The sequence below is a fragment of the Dialister sp. CAG:357 genome, from assembly GCF_000435155.1.
GTDB classification, from domain to species: Bacteria; Bacillota; Negativicutes; order Veillonellales; family Dialisteraceae; genus Dialister; species Dialister hominis.
The window spans coordinates 1-20,622 of sequence record NZ_FR896472.1 but is presented as its reverse complement, the minus strand read 5'-3'; the positions used below and the strand labels follow the sequence as shown (position 1 = coordinate 20,622).

General features: G+C 49.5%; 15 protein-coding genes. 9 read left to right on the top strand and 6 right to left on the bottom strand.

From position 1 onward, the window contains the following. Positions 1 to 205 precede the first annotated feature (205 nt). The 3 genes from M3200_RS08930 to bioA are packed head-to-tail and all read left to right on the top strand — an operon-like array spanning position 206 to position 2,881. A complete protein-coding gene (locus tag M3200_RS08930) occupies positions 206 to 778 on the top strand; it encodes a biotin transporter BioY (RefSeq protein WP_022383179.1) in 573 nt (190 codons plus the stop codon). A 24-nt stretch (positions 779 to 802) separates the two neighbouring features. Next, positions 803 to 1,477, top strand: a complete 675-nt coding sequence (bioD, locus tag M3200_RS08925; RefSeq protein WP_022383178.1) for a dethiobiotin synthase — start codon at positions 803 to 805, stop codon at positions 1,475 to 1,477. Positions 1,478 to 1,525: 48 nt separating this feature from the next. Further along, positions 1,526 to 2,881, top strand: coding sequence for an adenosylmethionine--8-amino-7-oxononanoate transaminase (gene bioA / locus M3200_RS08920; RefSeq protein WP_022383177.1), 1,356 nt, complete (start codon positions 1,526 to 1,528; stop codon positions 2,879 to 2,881). Between the two features lie 484 nt (positions 2,882 to 3,365). Here bioA and M3200_RS09525 read toward each other — a convergent pair whose 3' ends face one another. The 3 genes from M3200_RS09525 to M3200_RS08910 are packed head-to-tail and all read right to left on the bottom strand — an operon-like array spanning position 3,366 to position 6,221. Next, positions 3,366 to 3,683 (bottom strand): endonuclease domain-containing protein, encoded by a 318-nt coding sequence (locus M3200_RS09525; RefSeq protein ID WP_353867225.1) that lies wholly within the window; start codon positions 3,681 to 3,683, stop codon positions 3,366 to 3,368. A 28-nt stretch (positions 3,684 to 3,711) separates the two neighbouring features. Continuing rightward, positions 3,712 to 4,467: a LytR/AlgR family response regulator transcription factor gene (locus tag M3200_RS08915; RefSeq protein ID WP_022383176.1), complete on the bottom strand. Its 756-nt coding sequence runs from the start codon at positions 4,465 to 4,467 to the stop codon at positions 3,712 to 3,714. Between the two features lie 23 nt (positions 4,468 to 4,490). Further along, the gene (locus tag M3200_RS08910) at positions 4,491 to 6,221 is read right to left on the bottom strand and encodes a histidine kinase (protein ID WP_022383175.1); all 1,731 of its coding nucleotides are present in this window, start codon (positions 6,219 to 6,221) and stop codon (positions 4,491 to 4,493) included. Between the two features lie 544 nt (positions 6,222 to 6,765). On the opposite strand from M3200_RS08910, the gene madL reads away from it, so the two are divergent. The 4 genes from madL (at position 6,766) to M3200_RS08890 (ending at position 12,260) form a co-directional block, all read left to right on the top strand. Then, a complete protein-coding gene (gene madL, locus M3200_RS08905) occupies positions 6,766 to 7,158 on the top strand; it encodes a malonate transporter subunit MadL (RefSeq protein WP_022383174.1) in 393 nt (130 codons plus the stop codon). A 27-nt stretch (positions 7,159 to 7,185) separates the two neighbouring features. After that, positions 7,186 to 7,953, top strand: coding sequence for a malonate transporter subunit MadM (gene madM / locus M3200_RS08900; RefSeq protein WP_022383173.1), 768 nt, complete (start codon positions 7,186 to 7,188; stop codon positions 7,951 to 7,953). Positions 7,954 to 8,149: 196 nt separating this feature from the next. Beyond that, positions 8,150 to 9,823, top strand: coding sequence for a malonate decarboxylase subunit alpha (gene mdcA / locus M3200_RS08895; RefSeq protein WP_022383172.1), 1,674 nt, complete (start codon positions 8,150 to 8,152; stop codon positions 9,821 to 9,823). A gap of 247 nt (positions 9,824 to 10,070) precedes the next feature. Beyond that, positions 10,071 to 12,260 (top strand): DUF4357 domain-containing protein, encoded by a 2,190-nt coding sequence (locus M3200_RS08890; protein WP_022383171.1) that lies wholly within the window; start codon positions 10,071 to 10,073, stop codon positions 12,258 to 12,260. A gap of 117 nt (positions 12,261 to 12,377) precedes the next feature. Here M3200_RS08890 and M3200_RS08885 read toward each other — a convergent pair whose 3' ends face one another. The 3 genes from M3200_RS08885 to M3200_RS08875 all read right to left on the bottom strand — a co-directional run bounded on the left by M3200_RS08885 (position 12,378) and on the right by M3200_RS08875 (position 16,907). Beyond that, entirely contained in the window at positions 12,378 to 13,019 is a 642-nt protein-coding gene (locus M3200_RS08885) for a YigZ family protein (protein ID WP_022383170.1), read from the bottom strand. Positions 13,020 to 13,687: 668 nt separating this feature from the next. Further along, on the bottom strand, positions 13,688 to 15,475 hold the full coding sequence (locus tag M3200_RS08880) for a sensor domain-containing diguanylate cyclase (RefSeq protein WP_288178261.1): 1,788 nt from the start codon (positions 15,473 to 15,475) through the stop codon (positions 13,688 to 13,690). Positions 15,476 to 16,136: 661 nt separating this feature from the next. Then, complete coding sequence (locus tag M3200_RS08875) at positions 16,137 to 16,907, bottom strand: transcription initiation factor IIE subunit alpha family protein (protein WP_022383168.1); 771 nt, start codon at positions 16,905 to 16,907, stop codon at positions 16,137 to 16,139. Between the two features lie 359 nt (positions 16,908 to 17,266). Here M3200_RS08875 and M3200_RS08870 point away from each other — a divergent pair, with 359 nt between their 5' ends. Next, on the top strand, positions 17,267 to 18,517 hold the full coding sequence (locus tag M3200_RS08870; RefSeq protein WP_022383167.1) for a pyridoxal phosphate-dependent aminotransferase: 1,251 nt from the start codon (positions 17,267 to 17,269) through the stop codon (positions 18,515 to 18,517). 51 nt (positions 18,518 to 18,568) lie between these two features. Continuing rightward, positions 18,569 to 20,098 (top strand): alanine/glycine:cation symporter family protein, encoded by a 1,530-nt coding sequence (locus M3200_RS08865; RefSeq protein WP_022383166.1) that lies wholly within the window; start codon positions 18,569 to 18,571, stop codon positions 20,096 to 20,098. The last annotated feature ends 524 nt before the right edge of the window (positions 20,099 to 20,622 follow it).

Sequence of the window (20,622 nt, the reverse complement as noted above, 5' to 3'; positions counted from 1 at the left end):
AGGACTTCTCCTTTCGGAGCAAGGTTAACACCCTCAAACCTCGCTTCGCTCGAGAAAAGGGAAAGCAGAGTTTTAACGGATTTTGTCACAGCCCAATTTTCTATTGCTAAAAATGAATTGTAAACGTTGAAACGGGAATACAGTTGTTATATCATAAAGATGTTGTTAACCGATTTATTTTAGACGAAGAACAATTGGAGGCAGGATGGTAAAGAACATGACAGCAGAACAGGGCAGGACGAAGGAAATCGTGCTCTTCGGCCTGTTCACGGCGCTGACGGCAATCGGCGCATTCATCCGCATACCGGTTCCGGTTTGTCCCTTCACGCTGCAGCTTCTCTTCACGACGCTGGCAGGGCTGATCCTGGGGAGCAGGAGAGGCGCGCTTTCCGTCGGGCTGTACGTCCTTCTGGGCCTTTCAGGCGTGCCGGTCTTCACGGAAGGAGGAGGTCCTTCTTACATCTTCCAGCCAACGTTCGGCTACCTCATCGGATTCATCGCGGGCGCCTGGGTGACGGGCAGGATCCGCGAGATCACGGGCGGGAAATCGTTTGGACAGATTCTTCTGGCAAACCTTTCCGGGCTTCTGGTCGTCTATCTTTTCGGCATGGTGTATGTCTACATCATCAATAATTTCTACCTTGGAACACCGATCGGCATCTGGCCGGTCGTGCTGTATTGCTTCATTCTGGCGGTGCCGGGGGACATTTGTCTCTGCCTTCTGGCGGCTGTCATGGCAAGGCGTCTCGAAAGAGCAGCCGGGGATTTCATCCGGTAATTTCAACGAAAGAAGGAGCATGAAATGAGCAAAGGACTTTTTATTACAGGAACGGACACGGATATCGGCAAGACGTATGTGACGGCGCTGATCGTCAAGACGCTGAGAAAGTCGGGCTATGACGCAGGCTACTACAAGGCGGCCATCAGCGGAGCACCCACGGTCGCTGCGTCGGATGCGGGCTTCGTCAACAAGTTCGCGGACATCAATGAACCGGAAAACATGATTCTTTCCTATCTCTACCAGCATGCCGTTTCTCCGCATCTGGCAGCACAGATGGAAGGAAATCCGGTCGAGCTTCCTGTCGTCGAGAAAGCATGGAAACGCGTGACGGAGAAATTTCCCTACGTCGTCATGGAAGGATCCGGCGGCATTGCATGCCCGATCCGCCGCGATGAAAAAGCAAAGATCGACCTGACAGACATCATCAGGATGCTGAAGCTTCCGGTCCTCGTCATTGCAGACGCCGGCCTTGGCACGATCAACCATGTCGTCACGACGATCGAATACACCAGAGCGCGCGGCATCCCGGTGAAGGGCGTCATCCTCAATAACTGGAAGGGCGGCGTGATGGAAGAGGACAATATCAAGATGATTGAAGAAATGTCCGGCGTTCCTGTCATTGCCAAGGTCAAGAGAGGGGACGAGATCCTCACCTGCGATCCGAAAGTACTGGCAGACTGCTTCGACGAAGCGTAAATATTCCGGCGGCCGTACACCGCTTATGAAAAGGAAAAGGAGAATCCAATGACTAAAAAAATTGACTGGCAGGCAGAAGACAAAAAATATATCTGGCATCCCGCCATGCAGATGAAAGACAACGAAGTATTTCCTCCGGTCGTCATCGACCATGCCAAGGGCGTCTACCTCTATGACACCGAAGACAAGCCTTACCTCGACATCATTTCCTCCTGGTGGTGCAACCTCCTCGGCCACTGCAATCCGGAAATCAACGAAGCGCTGAAGCGTCAGATCAACACACTCGAACACGTCATCTTCACGAACTTCTCCCACAAGCCGGCTATCGAGCTCTCCCGCGAACTTGCTGAGCTCCTGCCGAAGGGACTCACAAAATTCACCTATCACGACAATGGTTCCTCTGCTGTCGAAGCGGCCATGAAGATGGCATACCAGTACCACAACCAGACCGGCCATCCGGAAAGACAGAAATTCATGTGCCTGGATTCCTCCTACCACGGTGAAACCATCGGCGCCCTTTCCGTCGGCTCCATGGACGACTACGCAGGCATTTTCCATCCGCTCCTCATGGACAATATCCATTTCAAAGGCCTTGACTGCTACCGCTGCCCGTACGGCAAGACAAGAGAGACATGTAATATCGAATGCTTCGAAAGCGCAGAAGAAGCCTTCGAGAAATTCGGCAAGGAAACCGCAGCCTGCATCGTAGAGCCAGTCCTCCAGGGCGCTGCCGGCATGAGAATGTACCCGCCGGCCTACCTGACAAAACTCCGTGCACTCTGTGACAAGTACGGCGTGCTCCTCATCGACGACGAAATCGCAGCCGGATTTGGCCGCACAGGCAAACTCTTTGCCATCGAACACGCAGGCGTCAGCCCGGACATCCTCTGTACATCCAAAGGCCTCACTGCAGGCTACATGCCGATGTCCATCACCGTCACCACCGACAAAGTCTATGACGCCTTCTACGACGACTACGGCACTCACAAAGCCTTCGTCCACAGCCACACCTACGCAGGCAACCCGATGGGCTGCGCCATCGCCCTCGAAGTCCTGAAAATCATGAAACGCGATCACATCCTAAACAAAGTCAACGAAGACGGCAAGTACCTCCACCAAGAACTCATGAAAGCCCTCGGCCATCATAAGAACGTAGGCGAAATCCGCCACATCGGCCTCATCAACGCCATCGAACTCGTAGAAGACCCGGCCACAAAGAAAGCCTTCCCGGCTGAAAAGAGAATCGGCTGGCATGTCTTCCGTAAAGCCATGGCCAAAGGCCTCGTCCTCCGTCCGATGGGTGACGTCATCTACTTCAACCCGCCGCTCAACATCTCCAGAGAAGACCTTGACAAAGGCGTCGCACTCTGCAAGGAAGCCGTTGAAGCAGTACTGGGGGAATGAAATAGGGAAGAATAAGGAATAAGAAATAAGAAATACGAAATACGAAAAGGAGAGCCATCGAGGCCCTCCTTTTCGTGTGGGAATCCTTCCCACAAAACCGTACAACCGCGGCAAGGCCGCGAGGAAACTTCACCTCTTTCGTCGCCTAACGGCGCCACTTCCTCCGTGGAGGCAGCTTTTGGCTAGTCCGCTTGCCGGTATTCCCATATTTTGCGAGGATGTTCCCTTCAAAACCATACAACCGCGGCCTTGCCGCGTGGAACTTCAGTTTTCGTCGTCTAACGGTGCGGCCTCCCGCTGTGTGGGCAACTTTCGGTTGGCCCGCTTGCCGATATTCTCATTTGATGCTCAACTGGTACATCGGGATTGTCATGCTTTAGGCTTCCCCACGGGGGAGCTGGCGACGGAGTCGACTGAGGAGGTGCAGTTTCTCAGCCGCAGGCTGGTTTTATGGTTTTTAAAAGAGATGCAGTTTCCCTTGTTTTCATATTTCCTTCGGAACGAGGTCTTCGTGGCCTAGTTCTTTCAGACGTTCAATGGTAATGTAGTCGATTTGGTCGCATACGGAGTCAAAGTATTTAACCAAATCCCAATTGGTATAACGCAGGACGCAGTTGTTTTGGATTTTCAGTTTTTTGGTGCGCCACTGGTCGTATTTCAGTCCGAAATCTGAGTAGTGCTGGGATCCGTCGAGTTCGATGATGAGTTTCGCTTTTGGACAGTAGAAGTCAGCGATAAATTGCCCGATTATGTATTGCCTTCTGAAGTGTGGACGATAGAATTTCAGGAATTCATACCACAGCTTGGACTCCTGCCTTTTCTGTATTTTTTTAAGATATATGCAGCGTGTTTTTGAAGTCTTTGATGTAGTGTCTGGATACCGGAACTTTTTCCTTGGGGAAGTAGTTCATGGTGAGGAGGAGGGTGCCGTTGTCCTGGCTTTCTAGTTCCTGGATCATGGCAAGGTTTACGATGTAGCCTTTGTGGGTGCGGAAGAAGCCGTGGGGCGCGAGGAGCTGTTCGGCGTCTCTTAGGGCCATCCTGGATTCTATGATGCCGCTGGTGGTGTAGAAGAGGGAGCGGTCGGATTTTTCTGTGGAGATGATGATGATTTCCTGTGCGGGGGAGATCATGACTGTCTTGTCCTTGGTCTGAAGGGAGATGCGCTGGGAGGTGTTGATGATTTCTCCCGGGGAGCGGTGGTTTTCGCGGAGTTCGAGGCTGTCTGCGTATCTTTTGATGGTTCTCTGGATGCGTTTTTCATCGTAGGGTTTCAGGATGTAGTCGAAGGCTTCGAGATCGAAGGCCTGGACGGCGAACTGGCTGTAGCCTGTGGCGAAGACGATTTTGACGGGATAGTCTCTTCTCTGGATTTCCTTGGCGCATTCGAGGCCGTTCATGAAGGGCATTTCGATGTCAAGGAAGAGGATGTCTACGTTCGGGTGGACGTTCAGGAAGTCGAGGACTTCTTTTCCGTTCTTGCATTCTCCGACGATCTGGACGCCGGGAATGGTCGCGAGTTCGTATTTCAGTTCTCCTCTGGCAGGGATTTCGTCATCGGCTACCAGGACGCGTATGTCTTGCATGGTTCAAAGGCTCCTTTTCTGTTTCAGACTGTGGGATTTGGTGAAAGGTTCATGGCTGCATTTTCTTCAGCTTCGGCCTGTTCGGCTGCTTTTTCTTCTTCAGCGGTGACTTTCGGAATGTTCGTGAAGACGAGGGTGCCTCTTCCTTTGCGGCTGATGATGTGGAGGCCGCTTCGTTCTCCGAAGAGGGAGATGAGGCGCTGGTGGACGTTGATGAGTCCTATGTGGTCGCGGCGTTTGTGATCGCGGAGGAGTCTCTTTCTCTTGGCTCTTGCGATGCCGACGCCGGTGTCGTAGACGTAGATCTTGTAGTGGTCGTCATGCTCGATGAGGCCTGCTTTGATCTGCCCGCCTTCAGGACGTTTGAAGATGCCGTGGATGACGGCGTTTTCTACGAGGGGCTGAAGGAGAAGGGGCGGGACCATGATGTCGTCGAGCTTGTCTTTCGGGAAGTCGTATTCGATCTGGAGACGGTCGCCGAAGCGGGCTCTTTCGAGTTCCGTGTAGCACTCGATGACGTGAAGCTCTTCAGAAAGGGGGATGAGCTTGGACGGGTTGTTGAGGCTGTGGCGGAAGTAGTCGGACAGGTACTGGATGAGGCGTCTGGCTGTTTCCGGATCGCTTCGGACGTAGTAGGAAATGGTGTTTAGTGTGTTGTAGAGGAAATGCGGATTGATCTGCGCTTGGAGGGCCCGGATTTCCGCTTCGGCCAGCAGGTTTTCCTCTTCCTTCAGTTTCTCGGACTCGTAGATGGATTCGAGGATGTGGCAGATGCCGTGAAGGAATTCGGTGCCTGTATTGGTGAAGGTGTCTCCTTTGGATTTGGCGGCGAAGATGGAGCCGACGACTTTGCCCTTGTACTTGACGGGAAGGGTGATGAGGTGAGGGAGGTCAGGAAGCGAGTGCTGCAGTTTCAGTATCGCGATTTCCGCATCGCCCTGGTTCTTGTCGGCGTCGTCTTTATAATTGGTTCTTGTATAAATCTGATCATTATATAAGATGGCGGCCCAGATGAGGCTGGGGAGCGATGTCGTCATGATTTCCGTGACGCGCGCGACGGAGAAGGATTTGAATCCGTCGTGAAGTGTCGAGAAAAGTGTGATGACGGCATTGAAGGTGCTCTTTGTCGTCTGTGTCTTTTCGGAGTCTCTCTGGTGGATGAAGAATTCCATGGCCAGGTAGAAGATGCTGACGGCAATCGTGTTTGTCGCGATAACCGGAAGCGACAGGTGGAAGAAGTTCACCGGATATGTCGTGGTCGTCGGCCAGGTGAGGAAGGCGAAGAAAATCCAGAAGAGGAATTCAAGGATGAACGCATAGAGGAAGGACCAGAACCAGAGATTGTGGTAGTGATGCTTCAGACGGTAGGAGAGGAATCCTGCCGCGATGCCCTGGATGATGGAGAGTCCGCCGTGGATGAAGGAGGAATCCGTATTGATGAAGAAGGCGCGGTGGATGCCGACGATGGTGCCGACGGCCGTCCCTACGATCGGTCCTCCGACGAAGCCACCGAGGATGATCCCGACGGCTCTGAAATTGATGATCCCGCCTCCGGCTCTGACGTTCCAGTACGTCCCGCAGAGTCCTATGACAGAGAATAGTATGATGAAAATTCCTATTTGCTGCCTTGTGAATTCCTTTGCCGTGATGGCCTGCCTGAAGAAGGAGGTGCGGCAGATGAGGAGAAGGAGCAGAAGGAATAAGGATATGCCAAACCAGACATGCTGGATCCCTATGATCCAATTAGGTTCCATGTTGTCACCTCAAAATGCTAAATCAAGTAAGCGGTGTATTTTGCCCGAAAAGTGCGATGAAGGCCACCTCCGGGAATAAGTATATTATAATTAATACCTTATGTATGTGCAAAGAATCATAGATTATTCAGCATGTATTACAAAATGGGATTAATAACCACTTTCTCAAGAAGTTCCGGTCAATGCAGATTTTTCTATAAGTGTTTTATCTATGATGTAATTAACGGATAATTGCATCTCAACCACGAATATCTGCATCTTACCCGTCTTGCATCTTACCCTTTTGTACTTGCATCTTATCGCAAAAATAGAGAAGTGACTTTACATTTCCTATATACTGTAACCGATGAAATTCAATGGAATATCTGTGTCTTATGCGCATATATTACTACCATTATACCAAATCTTTCGGGTGGTGCGCGAGAGGCGGATTTCCCGAAAGGGGTGAATTGATTCTGGCTCGTAGCCTTCTGGGAAGAGAAGGCTGTTATAGAGTAAATTCATGTACAGAAAACTGTACGAGTAAAGAAAGGAAGGGATTTTCATGATTATTTATGGTGTTGCTCTTCTGGCAGGCTGCTTCATGGTCGGCAACCTGATCGGCGACATGCTGGGCGTTGTTCTGGGGGTCAAGGCTAACATCGGCGGCGTAGGTTTCGCTATGTTGTTCCTGATCATCATCTCCACCTGGGCACAGAAGAAAGGTCTCATGAAGGAACCAGAAGAACAGGGTATCAAATTCTGGTCCGCTATGTACATTCCGATCGTCGTAGCAATGAGCTCCATCCAGAACGTAGCAGCTGCACTGAGCGGCGGCGTAGTCGCACTCGCAGGCGGCGCTCTGGCAGTAGCAGTTGGTTTCCTCCTGATTCCGGTACTGGCTAAGAAACAGCCATCCGCAGAAGTATCTGCAGCAAAACCGGAAGACAAGAAATAATTCTAGAAAAGAAAAGGAGGTAACAACATGGATATTGTAGCTATTGCAACAAAACTGTTCAATTCAAACGGCATGGTCTTCTCGTTTATGCTTCTTGGTATCATCATGTATTTCGCTTACAAAATTGGGAAGTTGACTCATGGCCGTATCCACGGCAGTGCTATCGCTATTTTCTTCGGTCTGGTTCTCGCTTATATCGGCGGTGCAATGACCGGAGGCCACAAAGGTATCGCTGACGTTCCGCTCTTCGCAGGCATGGGCCTCGTAGGCGGCGCTATGTTCAGAGATTTCGCCATCGTTTCCACCGCATTCGGTGCTGACCTGGAAGAAATCAAAAAAATCGGTGTAAGAGGCGTTCTGTCCCTGTTCATCGGTGAATTCATCTGCCTGCTCGCAGGCTTCGCTGTTGCTTATCCGCTGGGATACACTGATCCAATCGATCTGGTAACCATCGGCGCAGGCATTGCAACATTCGTTGTAGGACCTGTTACCGGCGCAGCACTCGGTGCTTCTTCTGAAGTTATCGCTATTTCCATCGCAGCTGGCGTTGTTAAGTCCGTACTCGTTATGGTCGTAACTCCGTTCGTTGCTAAGATTTTCGGCCTTGACAACCCGCAGTCTGCTATGGCATTCGGCGGCATCATGGGCACCACTTCCGGCACCGCTGCTGGTATGGCTGCTGTTGATCCGAAGCTCGTTCCATACGCAGCTATGACAGCAACATTCTACACCGGCCTCGGCTGCCTGCTCTTCCCATCTGTATTCTATTTCCTGACTCAGATGATCTTCGGTTAATCCGAACCAACAATGTGATTTAACAGAGGTCTGACGCAGCTCCCGCGCCGGATCTTTGGTTAACTCATGCGCCGGCTGACGTAACTTTTACAGACGCGGGCGTAAGAGCTGTACTATAATAATAAGGGGCAAGAGCAATGAAAAACCTGTCATTCATTTGTTTTTATGTTTATTGTGTATAGAAAGGATTGAGAAGATGTTAGAAATCAAACCAAGCACGAAAAACTGGAACACCAGAGGCGAAGACACCGCTGCAAGACTGAAAGATGGTTCTGCATACGCTAAGGGCAAAATCGTAGCTGCTGAAGATACCGTAAAACTCCTCGAAGCAGTACTCCGTCCAGGCGACAAAGTCAATATCGAAGGCGATAACCAGAAACAGGCTGATTTCCTCGCAAAACAGCTTTGCGAAGTAGATCCGACCAAGGTTCATGACCTTCATATGATCCAGTCCACCCTGTCCATTCCGGAACATCTCGATGTTTTCGAAAAGGGCATCGCTCACAAACTTGATTTCGCATATGCAGGAAGCCAGGGCAAACGTCTGGCTCAGATGGTACAGAACGGCGGCGTAGAACTCGGCGCTATCCATACTTATCTGGAAATGTACTCCCGCTACTTCATCGACCTGGTACCGAGAGTTTCCCTCGTTACCGCTGATGCAGCTGATGCTGAAGGCAACATCTACACCGGTTTCTCCACTGAAGATACACCAGCTATCGTTGAAGCAACCAAATTCAACCAGGGCATCGTAATTTTCCAGGTCAACAAGATTGTTGACAAACTGCCAAGAGTCGATATCCCGGCTGACTGGGTTGACTATGTCATCGAAAGCCCGACACCTTACATGCTGAACCCGCTGTTCACCCGCGACCCGGCAAAGATCACCAACGAACGTATCCTCAAAGCTATGATGGCTATCAAAGGCATCTATGCTGAATACGGCGTAAAGGTTCTGAACCACGGCGTAGGCTTTGATACCGCTGCTGTAGAACTGATTCTCCCGACCTTCGCTGAAAATCTCGGCCTGCGCGGCAAGATCTGCACCCACTGGGTACTGAATCCGCATCCGACCCTGATTCCGGCTATCGAAACTGGCTGGGCACAGGCTATCTACTCCTTCGGTTCCGAAGTAGGTATGGAAGAATACATCAAAGCTCGTTCCGACATCTTCGCTATCGGACCGGACGGTACCATGCGTTCCAACCGTGCATTCGCACAGGCAGCTGGCCACTATGCAGCTGATATGTTCATCGGCTCCACCATGCAGATCGACCGCTTCGGCAACAGCTCCACCGCTACAAAGAACAACGTAGCAGGCTTCGGCGGCGCTCCGAACATGGGCTGCGATGCTAAAGGCCGTCGTCATGTAACCGAAGCTTGGAAGAAAGCCGGCGAAGAAGTAGCTAACCGCTATGAACTCATGGGCGACAGAAACCGCGGCAAGAAGCTGGTTGTTCAGATGATCACCACCGTTTCCGAAAAAGGCTTCCCGGGCTTCGTAGAACAGCTTGACGCTGTAGCTCTGCAGAAGAACGCAAACCTGGATCTGGAACCAATCATGATCTACTCTGATGACCTGACCCACATCGTATCCGAAGTAGGTATCGCTTACCTCCACAAGTGCCACAACATGGAAGAAAGAATGAACGCTATCCGTGCTGTAGCAGGCAAGACAGAAGTAGGCAAACTCGAAGATCCGGAAATCACCAAGAAACTCCGCAAGGAAGGCATCGTAAAACTTCCGGAAGACCTCGGTGTCAACCCGGCTGAAGCAACCAGAGATCTGCTGGCTGCTAAGAACATGAAGGACCTCGTTGACTGGTCTGGCGGACTCTATGATCCGCCGGCTAAATTCAGAAACTGGTAATCCTTTCAGTTCTTGAGTAAAGCTGTGAAATAAAAGAGCTGTGCAAGATGAGAAATCATTTTGCACAGCTTTTTTTGATGGGGAAGCGCAGCGAGGTCGTGTGTTTTTTTCATCGAGCAACGCGAGGTTTTATGGTTTTTATAAGAAAAGAGCCTATTGACTGGAAAGCGTACCTTGGCACTTTAGCGGAGCTGCCGAAGCGGAGAGAAACCATGAAAAACCATACAGCCGGCCTGCGGCCTGGGAAATGACCATTAAAAACCATAGATTCATGCAATACCGATTTACACAAACTATTTTACACTCCCAAAGTATCATTAAATTAGTAACCCCGGATGAAAATTATGAAGGATTATGCGAGAGTGCATGTACACAGAAGCCGATAGATAAGGATGTATATTTAGCTTCTATATCACAAGATGCAATATCCGACGGTGATGAAGTGTACGAAACTGTGTCAAGACTGACTTCAACAGAAGTACTGAACAATCAGTTAAAGCGTCTATCCGCTAAAGAAAAGCTAGTTCTTATGGAAAGAAATGGATTTTATGAAGAACCAAAGACACTTGAACAAGTTGGACAAATATTAAATGTTACACGTGAACGAGTTAGACAGATTGAAATAAAAGCTATAAAGAAATTGAGAATAAAATTAAGAAGACGAGGTTATAACGAAAATGGAAACTCAACCTCTATCGGTGGTTTTGGCAGGCAATCATCTACAGACATTAAAGATGAGACAGTATTGTACCGGTTGGGCGATGATTTGATTCATGCGACAGGTTTTGTTTTCGATGGAGGTTTCCTCGTTCATAAAGGTACGGAATTTACAGGCCATGAAACTCTTTCACTGTCAATAGAGTATCGTGTCCTTAGGAGAGAACTTGTAAATGAGGGTTATATAAAGAATAACGTGTTCGTAAAGGACTATGTGTTCAACGATAAACGCGAGGCTGCTATAGCTTTATTGGGCAGAATGGTTAGTCGAAAAGCTGCAAAGACTTTGTGGGATGCAGGAAATCCAAAGACTAAGGTAGCAGATAATCTAACGGATACTTTAGTGATAAATCTGTCGCAGGATAATAAAAATACAGACCAAACAAAGGAATCAGAGACTGTTCCAAATGGAGGAAATGAAGGTGGTAACGCAGCTACTGATGGTGAAGTTGGTAACCCATCGCAGGCAGATAGTAAAGCTGAGGTGGTATTGTACCAACTGAACAATGATCGGATTCATGCGACGGGTTCTATTGTTGAGGGAGGTTTTCTCGTTCATAAAGGGGCTAAGTTTTCGTATCATGAAGATCTATCACTGGCAATGTGGTGTTATGTCCTTAGGAGAAAGCTTTTAAATGAAGGTTATGTAAAGAATAACGTGTTTATTAAGGACTATCGGTTTAACGACAAACGCAAGGCCGCTATGGCTTTATTGGGCAAAAACATTCCCGAACGAACTGCGGAGGCTTTATGGATTGCTGAAGATTCCAAGCCTGAGGTGGCAGATAATCTGATAGATACAGCGGTGACAAGCCAGCCACAGGATAATGAGAATACAGAACCAACGAAAGAATTAGGGACTATTCCAAATGGAGAAGGTGAAGATGGTAAAGCAGCCTCTGCCAATGAAGTTAATAACCCATTGCCGACAGATAGCAAAGATGAGACAGTAGTGTACCGGTTAAATGATGATTGGATTCAGGCGACAGGTTCTATTGTCGACGAAGGTTTTCTTGTTCATGAAAAGGCTGATTTTTCTGGGGCTGAAGCTAGAGCAATAGCAAGGAAGTATCATGACCTTAGAAGGAAACTTTTAAATGAAGGTTGTGTAAAGAATAATGTATTTGTTAAGAACCATGTGTTCAAAAGCAAATATGAGGCTGCTATAGTTCTATTGGGCAGACACGTTTCCGAAAAAGTTGCGGAGACTTTGTGGATTGCTGAAGATTCCAAGCCTGAGGTGGTAGATAATCTGGTGGATACGTCAGTGATAATCCAGGCGAAGGATAATGAAACAGACCGATCCTCTTTGCCATCGAGAAAATTGTACCAGGAGACTTTAATGTTTGAGGATCCTGAAAATTCCAAGTCCGAGGTGGCAGTCATTAGTCCTGATAAAAACAGTCAATCATCTGATTTAAAAAAGGATGTATTGCATTTAAAGGGTTCTTGGATTCATGCGACAGGTTCTAATATTTATGGAGGTTTTCTTGTCCATAAAGGGGCTGGTTTCGCTAGGATTGAATCTATATTAATAGAAAATAGGTATCATAGCCTTAGAAAGAAACTTATAGATAAAGGTTATGTAAAGAATAACGTGTTTGTAAAGGACTATATGTTCAATGATAAACGCGAGGCCGCCATAGTTTTATTGGGCAGAAACATTCCCGAAGAAGCTGAAAGGGTTTTGTGGTTCGCTACAGGAAGCTATAAAGTCTAACGAATCAATCACGTATTGTACGGAAGCTATTGTTTTATTGGCACTAACGAAATAGTGTAGCCATGGTTTACATGCAAAAAGCTGTCAAAGTGAGACTCACTTTGACAGCTTTTCCTTTTACTCCCTCTCCACTTCCATCATCACGTATTCTTCTCCGTCGTTCTGGATTTCTGCTTTTCCTCCTGTGGCGTCGGTGAGCCAGCGGGTGTGGGTTTCGGCTTTGTCTGGGAGGGTGAGGAAGGTGACGGTGACTTTGTCGGAGAATTGTCGGTCTTTCACGATAATGTCGGTGCCTTTGATGTGGTTTTCGAAGGCGCCGGCTGTGGTGTAGGGGAAGGAGACGGTGTATTTTTCGTGCGGGGTGTAGCGGACGAGGTCGGCTTCTTTGACGGCGTCGGCGAGGGACTGGGTGTAGGCCCGGGTGAGGCCGCCGGCGCCTAGTTTGATGCCGCCGAACCAACGGGTGACGATGGCGAGGGTGTTCGTGAGTTCGTTCATCTGGAGGACGTGCAGCATGGGATGGCCGGCTGTGCCCTGGGGTTCGCCGTCGTCGCTGGATTTCTCGTAGATTCTCTCGGTTCCGATGCGGTAGGCGGAGCAGTTATGGGTGGCGTCTCTCTTTTCTTTTTTCATTTTCGCGATGGCTTCCTGGGCTTCTTCTTCGTTTTTGACGGGGATGAGGGCGGCCAGGAAGATGGATTTCTTGATTTCCAGTTCTTTCTGGAAGGTCGCCCTTGGGGCGGTGTATGGGATGAGCATGGCTTTCACTCCTTTTCTTTTGATTGTACCATGGGAGAAGCGGAGTTAGGAGAGGGGGAGAACAATAAAACCTTACAACCGCAGCTTTGCTGCGTGGGAATCAACCCTATCCACCGCGAAGCGGTTCCCCTTCCCCGTCTGGGAAGGCGAGTTTAAAACCATACGACCGGACTTCGCCAGTGGAAATGCACCTTTTTGAAAACCATACATACAACCGGACTTCGTCCGTGGAAATGCAACTCATCCGTCTCGTACAATAACTTCTGCGTCATTTGTGCTCTTACCATCATTGTCAATCGGTATACGAGCCACCACCATACAACCAAGGCTAACGCCTTGAGGAAATGCAACTCATCCGCCCCGTACACTAACATATGAGACATTTGTGTTGCTACCTCTGGTGTCAACTGGTATACGGCGCACCTTCCCTTCCAGGGCAAGGTCAAAGGCCATCAGCTCCCCCTACGGGGCGAGCTCTTACACCCTTAAACCAAGGCTGACGCCTTGAGGAAAATAAGCAAACCTCGCTTCGCTCGAGGAAATGCACCCCTTTCAGCGCAAGCGCGTCACTGTCCCCTAACAGGGACAGCTTTTCGTTTTGCATGTTTTCAGCGTCTCGCAAAAAAAGCAGCCCTTTTCAGAGCTGCTCTTTTCTATTTCCTATTCAATTATTTGTTTGCAGATTTCTCACTTCTAAGGAGGATGACCTGGTTCTTCCCTGCACCTTTTGCGGTGTAGAGGGCGCTGTCCATTCTTCTGTAGAAGCTTTCGAGTGTTTCTCCTTCGTAGGAGGTGGTGACACCGAAGCTTGCAGTGACGGCTTTGCCGTCTGGCAGGATGTCTGCTTCTGCGAAGTTTCTTCTCATGCGGTCAGCTACTTTCTCGGACTGGTCGATGTCCGTGTCCGGCAGGAGAATGACGAATTCGTCGCCGCCCCAGCGGCCGGCATAATCGGTCGGGCGGACGCCGCTTTTCATGATGTCGGCAAGGCGGATGAGTACATCTTCGCCGACGCTGTGTCCATAGGTGTCGTTGATATGCTTGAAGGAGTCGATATCAATCATGATGGCTGAGAATGTGTGGTGCGTCTTGTTGGTGTCTTCTATGAGGTGGCGGAGGACCCACTCGATGCGGCCTCTGTTCAAAAGGTCCGTCAGGCTGTCGTGGCCGGCTACGAAGGCGAGCTTCTGGTAGGCGTCGGACAGTTCCTTGGATGTGACGGTGATGAAGGAGACAAGGCACTGAACGGTGGAGAGGAAGTCATCGAGGTTCAGTGCCGGGTCGTTTTCCATATGCGACGGGTCACCGGTGATGTCTGCGATGGTTCTCTTATGGTCTTTCGTTTCTTCACGGAAGGCAGCGGAAACAAGGTTCATGTTCATCGTGTAAACGTGGCCTTCGATGCGGTCGATTTCACCTCTGGTGTAACCACCGGCAGCAGGCGTGATTCTTTCGTAGGCGCTCAGGATCTGGTTGACGTCGTCTTTCAGATAGTATCTTCTGACGACGCAGGAGAAGAGGAGCATGCCCTGCGGTCCGAAGTCGCGGATGCGGCCTAAGACTCTGCGGCTGCCATTGATGATTTCATTCGGGTCGCCGTATGCCATGCGGAGCTTGTCTCCAACGTGGAGGGCGATGTTGAATACGAGGGAGCCGTTTTTGTGGCAGCTCATCGGAAGGCGGACGAGTTCGACACCGTCTTTTTCGACGACGAGCGAAAAGCTCAGTGTCTTCTTGTCGAAGTCGACGGAAGGGTCGATTTTCAGATATTTCTCATAGAAGTTGACGGCAATATGGTCGAGTTCCTTGATGACCATATTGCCGTCCATGGCGGTAATCGTGACCTGACGGCCCAGCGGCTGCCAGCCGAGTACCGAACGGGTGAGGACTTTGACGGTGCCTCTGAAGAGCATGATGACGAATCCTTCATTCATGATGGCTTCTTTATCAAAGATATAGGATGGCTGATTGAGATCATCCGTGTCTGCGCCGCCGCCGAAGATTGCAACGGATGGCGGGAGCGCTGAAATAGCGTCCAGGAAGGGCTCTACATTGCCCGTGAGCTGGGTTTCCGGGATTTCCACTGCGCGAAGATCCTTCATGTTTCTGCAGACTTCAAAGCACTTCTCAGCCGCATCTTTGATGCTCATGTCTTTCATATTATAGTGCAGCACTTCGACAGGACTTTCGTCAAAGGCCATGAATGAAAGGATGGTCTTTCCCGTATTCATTTGTCCGTCTTCTATGCCGCCTGCGGTCGTGAGCCCTGCGATAGCAGCTCTTGGAAATGCTTTTGAGAGCCCGTCTGTCATTGCCTGGATCAGCGCGGGATCATTCCAGTGTGTGAAAATCGAGATGGAAAGATAGGGTGCAGGAGTTGGGTGAGCTTCCTGGAATGCTTTGATGCATCCGGAAAGTTCAGCAATGTCCTGCAGAGTATACGTGTTTCGATACAAAGCCAATCATTTCCTTTCATGATACTGTGCTCGGTTTTCATTGAAAGCTAAAGCTTCATTGAACTATATACCGATTTGGGAATACTTGATTATTTTTTTGAACATATATATAACTTTATATTTAGTTTATAATAATAATCACGCTTACACATTATAGCACTGGAAAAAAGTGTTTTCAAATGAATCCTTTGAATATTTAAATGTCTTTCTTACCACATGCCGGCGGGCATTTTGTTTCGTAAAACCCTATTCTTTTTGAGATTTCTGCCCACCTCGCTTTCATAGAAACATGTTGATATCTACTTATATTGTAGTACTTTTACAAAAATAAATAAAGAAGATTATTATAAACTATGCAACCGATTCGCAATAAGTGGCCATAAAGGATGCCCTGCTGCCTATCATGCAGGGAAAACGTAAAAATACGGGCGATAATAGCCGCTCTCACAGTAGCGGAGGGTAGCTGCGAAACCGGTGAAAATATCCTTTCGTATGAGCAAAGCGAGGTTTAGCTGTCCCCGTTAGGGGAAAGTGGCGCGAATGCGCCGAAAGGGGTTCATTTTGCTAATCGCAGCTCGGTTGTATGGTGTATAAGAAAGCGCACCACTCAAAAACCGCTGCAGGAGAATGATGGCACATTCTCCTGCAGCGGTTTCCTTTTTTATTCTTCTTCTTTGACTGGATTGATTGTCCTTATGATCCAGCGTTCTCCGCCGGTGAATTTGCTGTTGTGTTTTCTTGCAGCGTCTTCACTTCTCTTGGAAAGATCCTTGACGGCTTCTTCGAGGGAGTGGATGGTTTTCACGGCTGTATCAGAGCGCATGTCTTCTCCGCATACGGGGCAGACGGGCGGGTGGATGAAGGAGGTGTTCACGCGGGATTTGCAGTGCGGGCAAGTGATGAAGTCTGCGCTGAATTTCTTCTCGTTCTGCTCCTTGGAGTAGGAAGCGAGGCGTTCCTGCTTTTCCTTCAGCCTTCTTTCGAGGGAAATCATCTGCGGGGATGGTTCGATGCCGATCTTGTACTTGACGGCGTAGGTGGTCGGTATGGTTTTCAGGTATTCTTTCGCCTGGCGCTTCGTGTTGAAGACTTTTTCCTTGAAGGTGAGTCCTTTGAAGACGCGGTTGGCTTCTCGTTTCGTGAAGCCTTCCTCGACCATGGAGGATTTCATGGCGTCCTTGATCTCGGCTGACGGGTGGGTGATGTCGAATTCCCAGTATTTGTCAGCCCAGAGGGAGGAGGCTTTTGTTTCTCCTTCAGGCGCTGCTGTTTCTTCCTCGGGCTCTGGTGCGGGCGCGGGGATGGATTTCTTTGTCCTGCGCGGCTTGGGCGATTCGCCTTCTGCCTTCTTGCTGCGGGACTTTTTCAGTTTCGCAGGGCCCGCTTCAAATGAAAACAGGTCCGTTTCAGTAAAGTTCGGATCTTTGGACATGTTTAAACTCCTCCGGTAAATAGTTTTGGCTCTATCATACCATGGATATCAAGTATGGTACAGGCGTTCCATGAAATTTTAGCAGAATTATACAGATTTCCTGAGAAAAAGCAAGAAATCTCCCGAAAAAGACGATGGAGCCTTATAGTCCGTTTTTTTTTTTTTGCCGGATGGTTTATAATGTAAAAGTAACTTCATAGAAATGGACAAGGGTGTCCGCGGCATTGTATTTGCCGCGGCCTTTTTTGCGTCCGGAGGCGGGAAAATCCGCAGTTTTCGTTGAAGCGGCGGTTTTCTCATGCTAAAATGAGGGAAATGCATTGACCGGGCAACCAGCTATTTAGGAGGAGGATGTAAGTATGTACAGTATTGCTGCACCACATGCAAAAGGAAAGAGCGCAGAAGACAACATTTTTGCTGCTAACAACAGAGCGATCGCACTGGCTAAGGAAATCGGCGTGGAAAACGTCACCAATGCCACAGTAGGATCCATTCTTGATGAAGACGGAAGCCTCGTCGTTCTTGATGTCGTCAAGCAGGAACTGAAGAACCTGACACCGCCGGAATTCTGCGCATATGCTCCGATCAAGGGCTATGATGAATTCCTGAAGGATTGTATCGATCAGTGCTTCGGCAAGTCCCGTCCGGAAGGATACATCGATGCCTGCGCAACACCTGGCGGCACCGGCGTCCTGCACCATGTCGTGCACAATTATTCCGAACCAGGCGATGAAGTGCTCATTACTGACTGGCACTGGGGCGCTTATGACAGCCTGATCGACGACAACAACCGCAAGGTCCGCACATTCTCCTTCCTGACAAGCGACGGCCATTTCAATGCCGCTTCCTTCAAGGAAAATGTAGAAGATATCCTGAAGAAACAGGACAATATCGTCATCATTCTGAACGGCATTGCCAACAACCCGACCGGCTACTGCATGTCCGTGGCTGAATGGCAGTCTGCTGTCGATGTCCTCAAGGAAGCAACCAAGGATGAAACAAAGAATGCCATCCTGATTGCTGACGTTGCATACCTCGACTACAGCGGCGAAAAGGAAGAATGCCGTGAATTCTTCAAGGTATTCGGCGGACTCCCGAAGAACATCCTCGTCGTTTGTGCATACACCCTTTCCAAGGGCTTCACGATGTACGGCCAGCGCATGGGCGCTATGATCGGCATTTCCTCTGACAAAGACGTCATCAAGGAATACGTCGATATCAACCAGTACAGCAGCCGTGCTACATGGTCCAACTGCAACAGTGCAGCTCAGCATGCAATGATCCGCATCTGCCAGGATCCGGAAAAGATCAAACAGCTCGACGCTGAAAGAGCCAAGTACTACAAGCTCATCCAGGAAAGAGCCGCTATTTTCGTAGAAGAATCACAGAAAGAAGGAGTGAAGTTCGTTCCTTACATCTCCGGTTTCTTCATCACGATTCCTGTCACCAATTCCCAGGCTGTCTGCGACATCCTTGAAAAGGATCATGTATTCATGGTTCCGCTGAAGAAGGGCATCCGCCTTGCCGTATGCTCCGTTTCCAAGAAAAAGATGCACGGCCTCGCTCACAAGCTCGCTCTGGCTATCAAAGAAGCTGGCGCACAGCAGTAATCTGAAGGGCTTTCTGGAGCCCTGTAAATAAAAAAATGAGGGGTGAAGCTATTGGAAAACTTATTTGCAGCTCTGAATGCAGTACTCAGCTTCGTCACTCCGGTTTCTGACTTCTTCTGGGATTTCCCGAAGATGTTCGGTTTCTGGAAGGACATCCCTGTCTTGGGGTCATTCTCCCTGGCCATCATCGTACTGGTGGGATCAGGCATTTATTTCACACTTCGCCTCGGATTCGTACAGATCCGCCAGTTCATGACGGGCGTGCGGACCCTTGCCACGAGAAGAAGCATCCACACGGGTATTTCTCCTCTGGCGGCCTTCCTCCTTTCGACGGCTATGCGCGTCGGCCCGGGCAACATGATCGGCGTCACGGGCGCGATTGCTGCCGGCGGTCCGGGAGCACTCTTCTGGATGTGGATTTCCGCTTTCTTTGGCATGGCGACAGCCTTCACTGAAGGCACGCTCGCACAGATTTTCAAGGAAAAACGCGGCGACAACTTCGTCGGCGGCCTTCCTTTCTATGCAAGGCGCCTTTGCGGAAATAAGGCATGGGTAGGCGTGGCTCTGTCTGCTCTCTATATCTTCTACGCGCTCATGTGCCTTCCGGCGCAGGGCCTGAACGTCATCACAGCCCTGGGCTCGATCGTCGGGCTCGTTGGCGGAGAGGAAATTCCGCTGCAGTCGACATTCTACTACGTCATGTCGATTCTTCTGCTTGTATTCATCACCTTCATGGCGTTTGGCGGCATCAAGCGTATTTCCCGCTGGGCAGATATCCTTGTCCCGGTCATGGCAGTCATTTACATCGGCACGGCCATCCTTCTCATTCTCACGAACCTGGGAAGCGTTCCGTACTTCTTCCATGCCGTCTTTGCAGGCGCCTTCAAGCCGGAAGCTGTCTTCGGCGGCGTCCTCGGTACTGCACTTCTGCAGGGCGTCAAGAGAGGACTCATGTCGAACGAAGCCGGCCAGGGCACCATCACGATGGCAGCTGCTTCCGCTGAAGCGCACCATCCGTGCGAACAGGGCATCATTTCCGCTCTCGGCGTATTCCTCGATACCCACGTCATCTGCACCATGACAGGCTTCATCATCATCATGGCTCACCAGTGGGCGCTGAATCCTGAAGAATGGAAAGCGGCAGGCACCTATCCGAAATTCCTGCTCTCCATCCATGCGCTGACTCCGGATCTCCTGCAGACCTTCGTCATGGTCATGGTCTCCATCTGCTTCTGCCTCTTCGCATACACCTGCGTCATGGGCTTCGTTACCTTCTCCGAAATTTCCGGGAACCGTATTTTCAGTTCCACTTCTTTCATCACCGTTCTCCGTCTGCTCTGCGTCTTCGTCACTGCATTCGGCATTGCCTGCAGCATCGCCGGATACGACCTGTCGAACCTCTGGGCATTCTCTGACCTTGCAAACATCATCATGGTATACTGCAACGTTCCGATGCTCTACCTCGGTTTCCGCTACGTAAGAAAAGCCGCTGCCCACTATGCAAAGAACGACGGCACGCCTTTCACCTCCGAAACCATCGGCATGAAAGTCGACTACTGGGACGAAAGAAAAGACGACTAAAAATAAAGAGATGTGGAATCCGCTGTGGGTTTCACATCTTTTTTGTTGGGGAAGGCCAGCCGGGGATGAAACATTATTTCAAGAACGTATGGCGTTTTCTCTTTCTTTTGCATTTCTTTCGCAAGTTAAAGAAAGATTGATAGATAGAAATATAGAAATGTGATAAGTGAAGTGTTATAATGAACTTGAAGGGTAAGAAGACCTTTCACCAACCACTGCCGCAAAGGCAGCGAAATCGGAACACATGCGTTTTCTCCTTTCCGGATTAGATTGTATGTAGTGAATGATAGTTCATGAAACTTGTATGCTTTTTTTAGGATTTGAGTTGTCAGTTCTACTGTTAGCTGTTCCGTGTTCCGTACGAGAAAGCTCCGGGAAACCGGGGCTTTTTTGTTGCCTCTGAAAGGTGAAGATTGACAGGAAGGCGCTCTGCGTCTTATCCTTATAAGATAAACAGGAAAAGAGGGAAACCATGAAGACGATATCGATTGTGGCTTATAGGACATTTCGTGTTGTTTTTATAG

Excerpts from the sequence above, each read along its gene's own strand:
- M3200_RS08930 (WP_022383179.1), top strand. The coding sequence starts at position 206 with ATGGTAAAGAACATGACAGCAGAACAGGGCAGGACGAAGGAAATCGTG.
- bioD (WP_022383178.1), top strand. The coding sequence starts at position 803 with ATGAGCAAAGGACTTTTTATTACAGGAACGGACACGGATATCGGCAAG.
- bioA (WP_022383177.1), top strand. The coding sequence starts at position 1,526 with ATGACTAAAAAAATTGACTGGCAGGCAGAAGACAAAAAATATATCTGG.
- M3200_RS08915 (WP_022383176.1), bottom strand. The coding sequence starts at position 4,467 with ATGCAAGACATACGCGTCCTGGTAGCCGATGACGAAATCCCTGCCAGA.
- M3200_RS08910 (WP_022383175.1), bottom strand. The coding sequence starts at position 6,221 with ATGGAACCTAATTGGATCATAGGGATCCAGCATGTCTGGTTTGGCATA.
- madL (WP_022383174.1), top strand. The coding sequence starts at position 6,766 with ATGATTATTTATGGTGTTGCTCTTCTGGCAGGCTGCTTCATGGTCGGC.
- madM (WP_022383173.1), top strand. The coding sequence starts at position 7,186 with ATGGATATTGTAGCTATTGCAACAAAACTGTTCAATTCAAACGGCATG.
- mdcA (WP_022383172.1), top strand. The coding sequence starts at position 8,150 with ATGTTAGAAATCAAACCAAGCACGAAAAACTGGAACACCAGAGGCGAA.
- M3200_RS08890 (WP_022383171.1), top strand. The coding sequence starts at position 10,071 with ATGACCATTAAAAACCATAGATTCATGCAATACCGATTTACACAAACT.
- M3200_RS08885 (WP_022383170.1), bottom strand. The coding sequence starts at position 13,019 with ATGCTCATCCCATACACCGCCCCAAGGGCGACCTTCCAGAAAGAACTG.
- M3200_RS08875 (WP_022383168.1), bottom strand. The coding sequence starts at position 16,907 with ATGTCCAAAGATCCGAACTTTACTGAAACGGACCTGTTTTCATTTGAA.
- M3200_RS08870 (WP_022383167.1), top strand. The coding sequence starts at position 17,267 with ATGTACAGTATTGCTGCACCACATGCAAAAGGAAAGAGCGCAGAAGAC.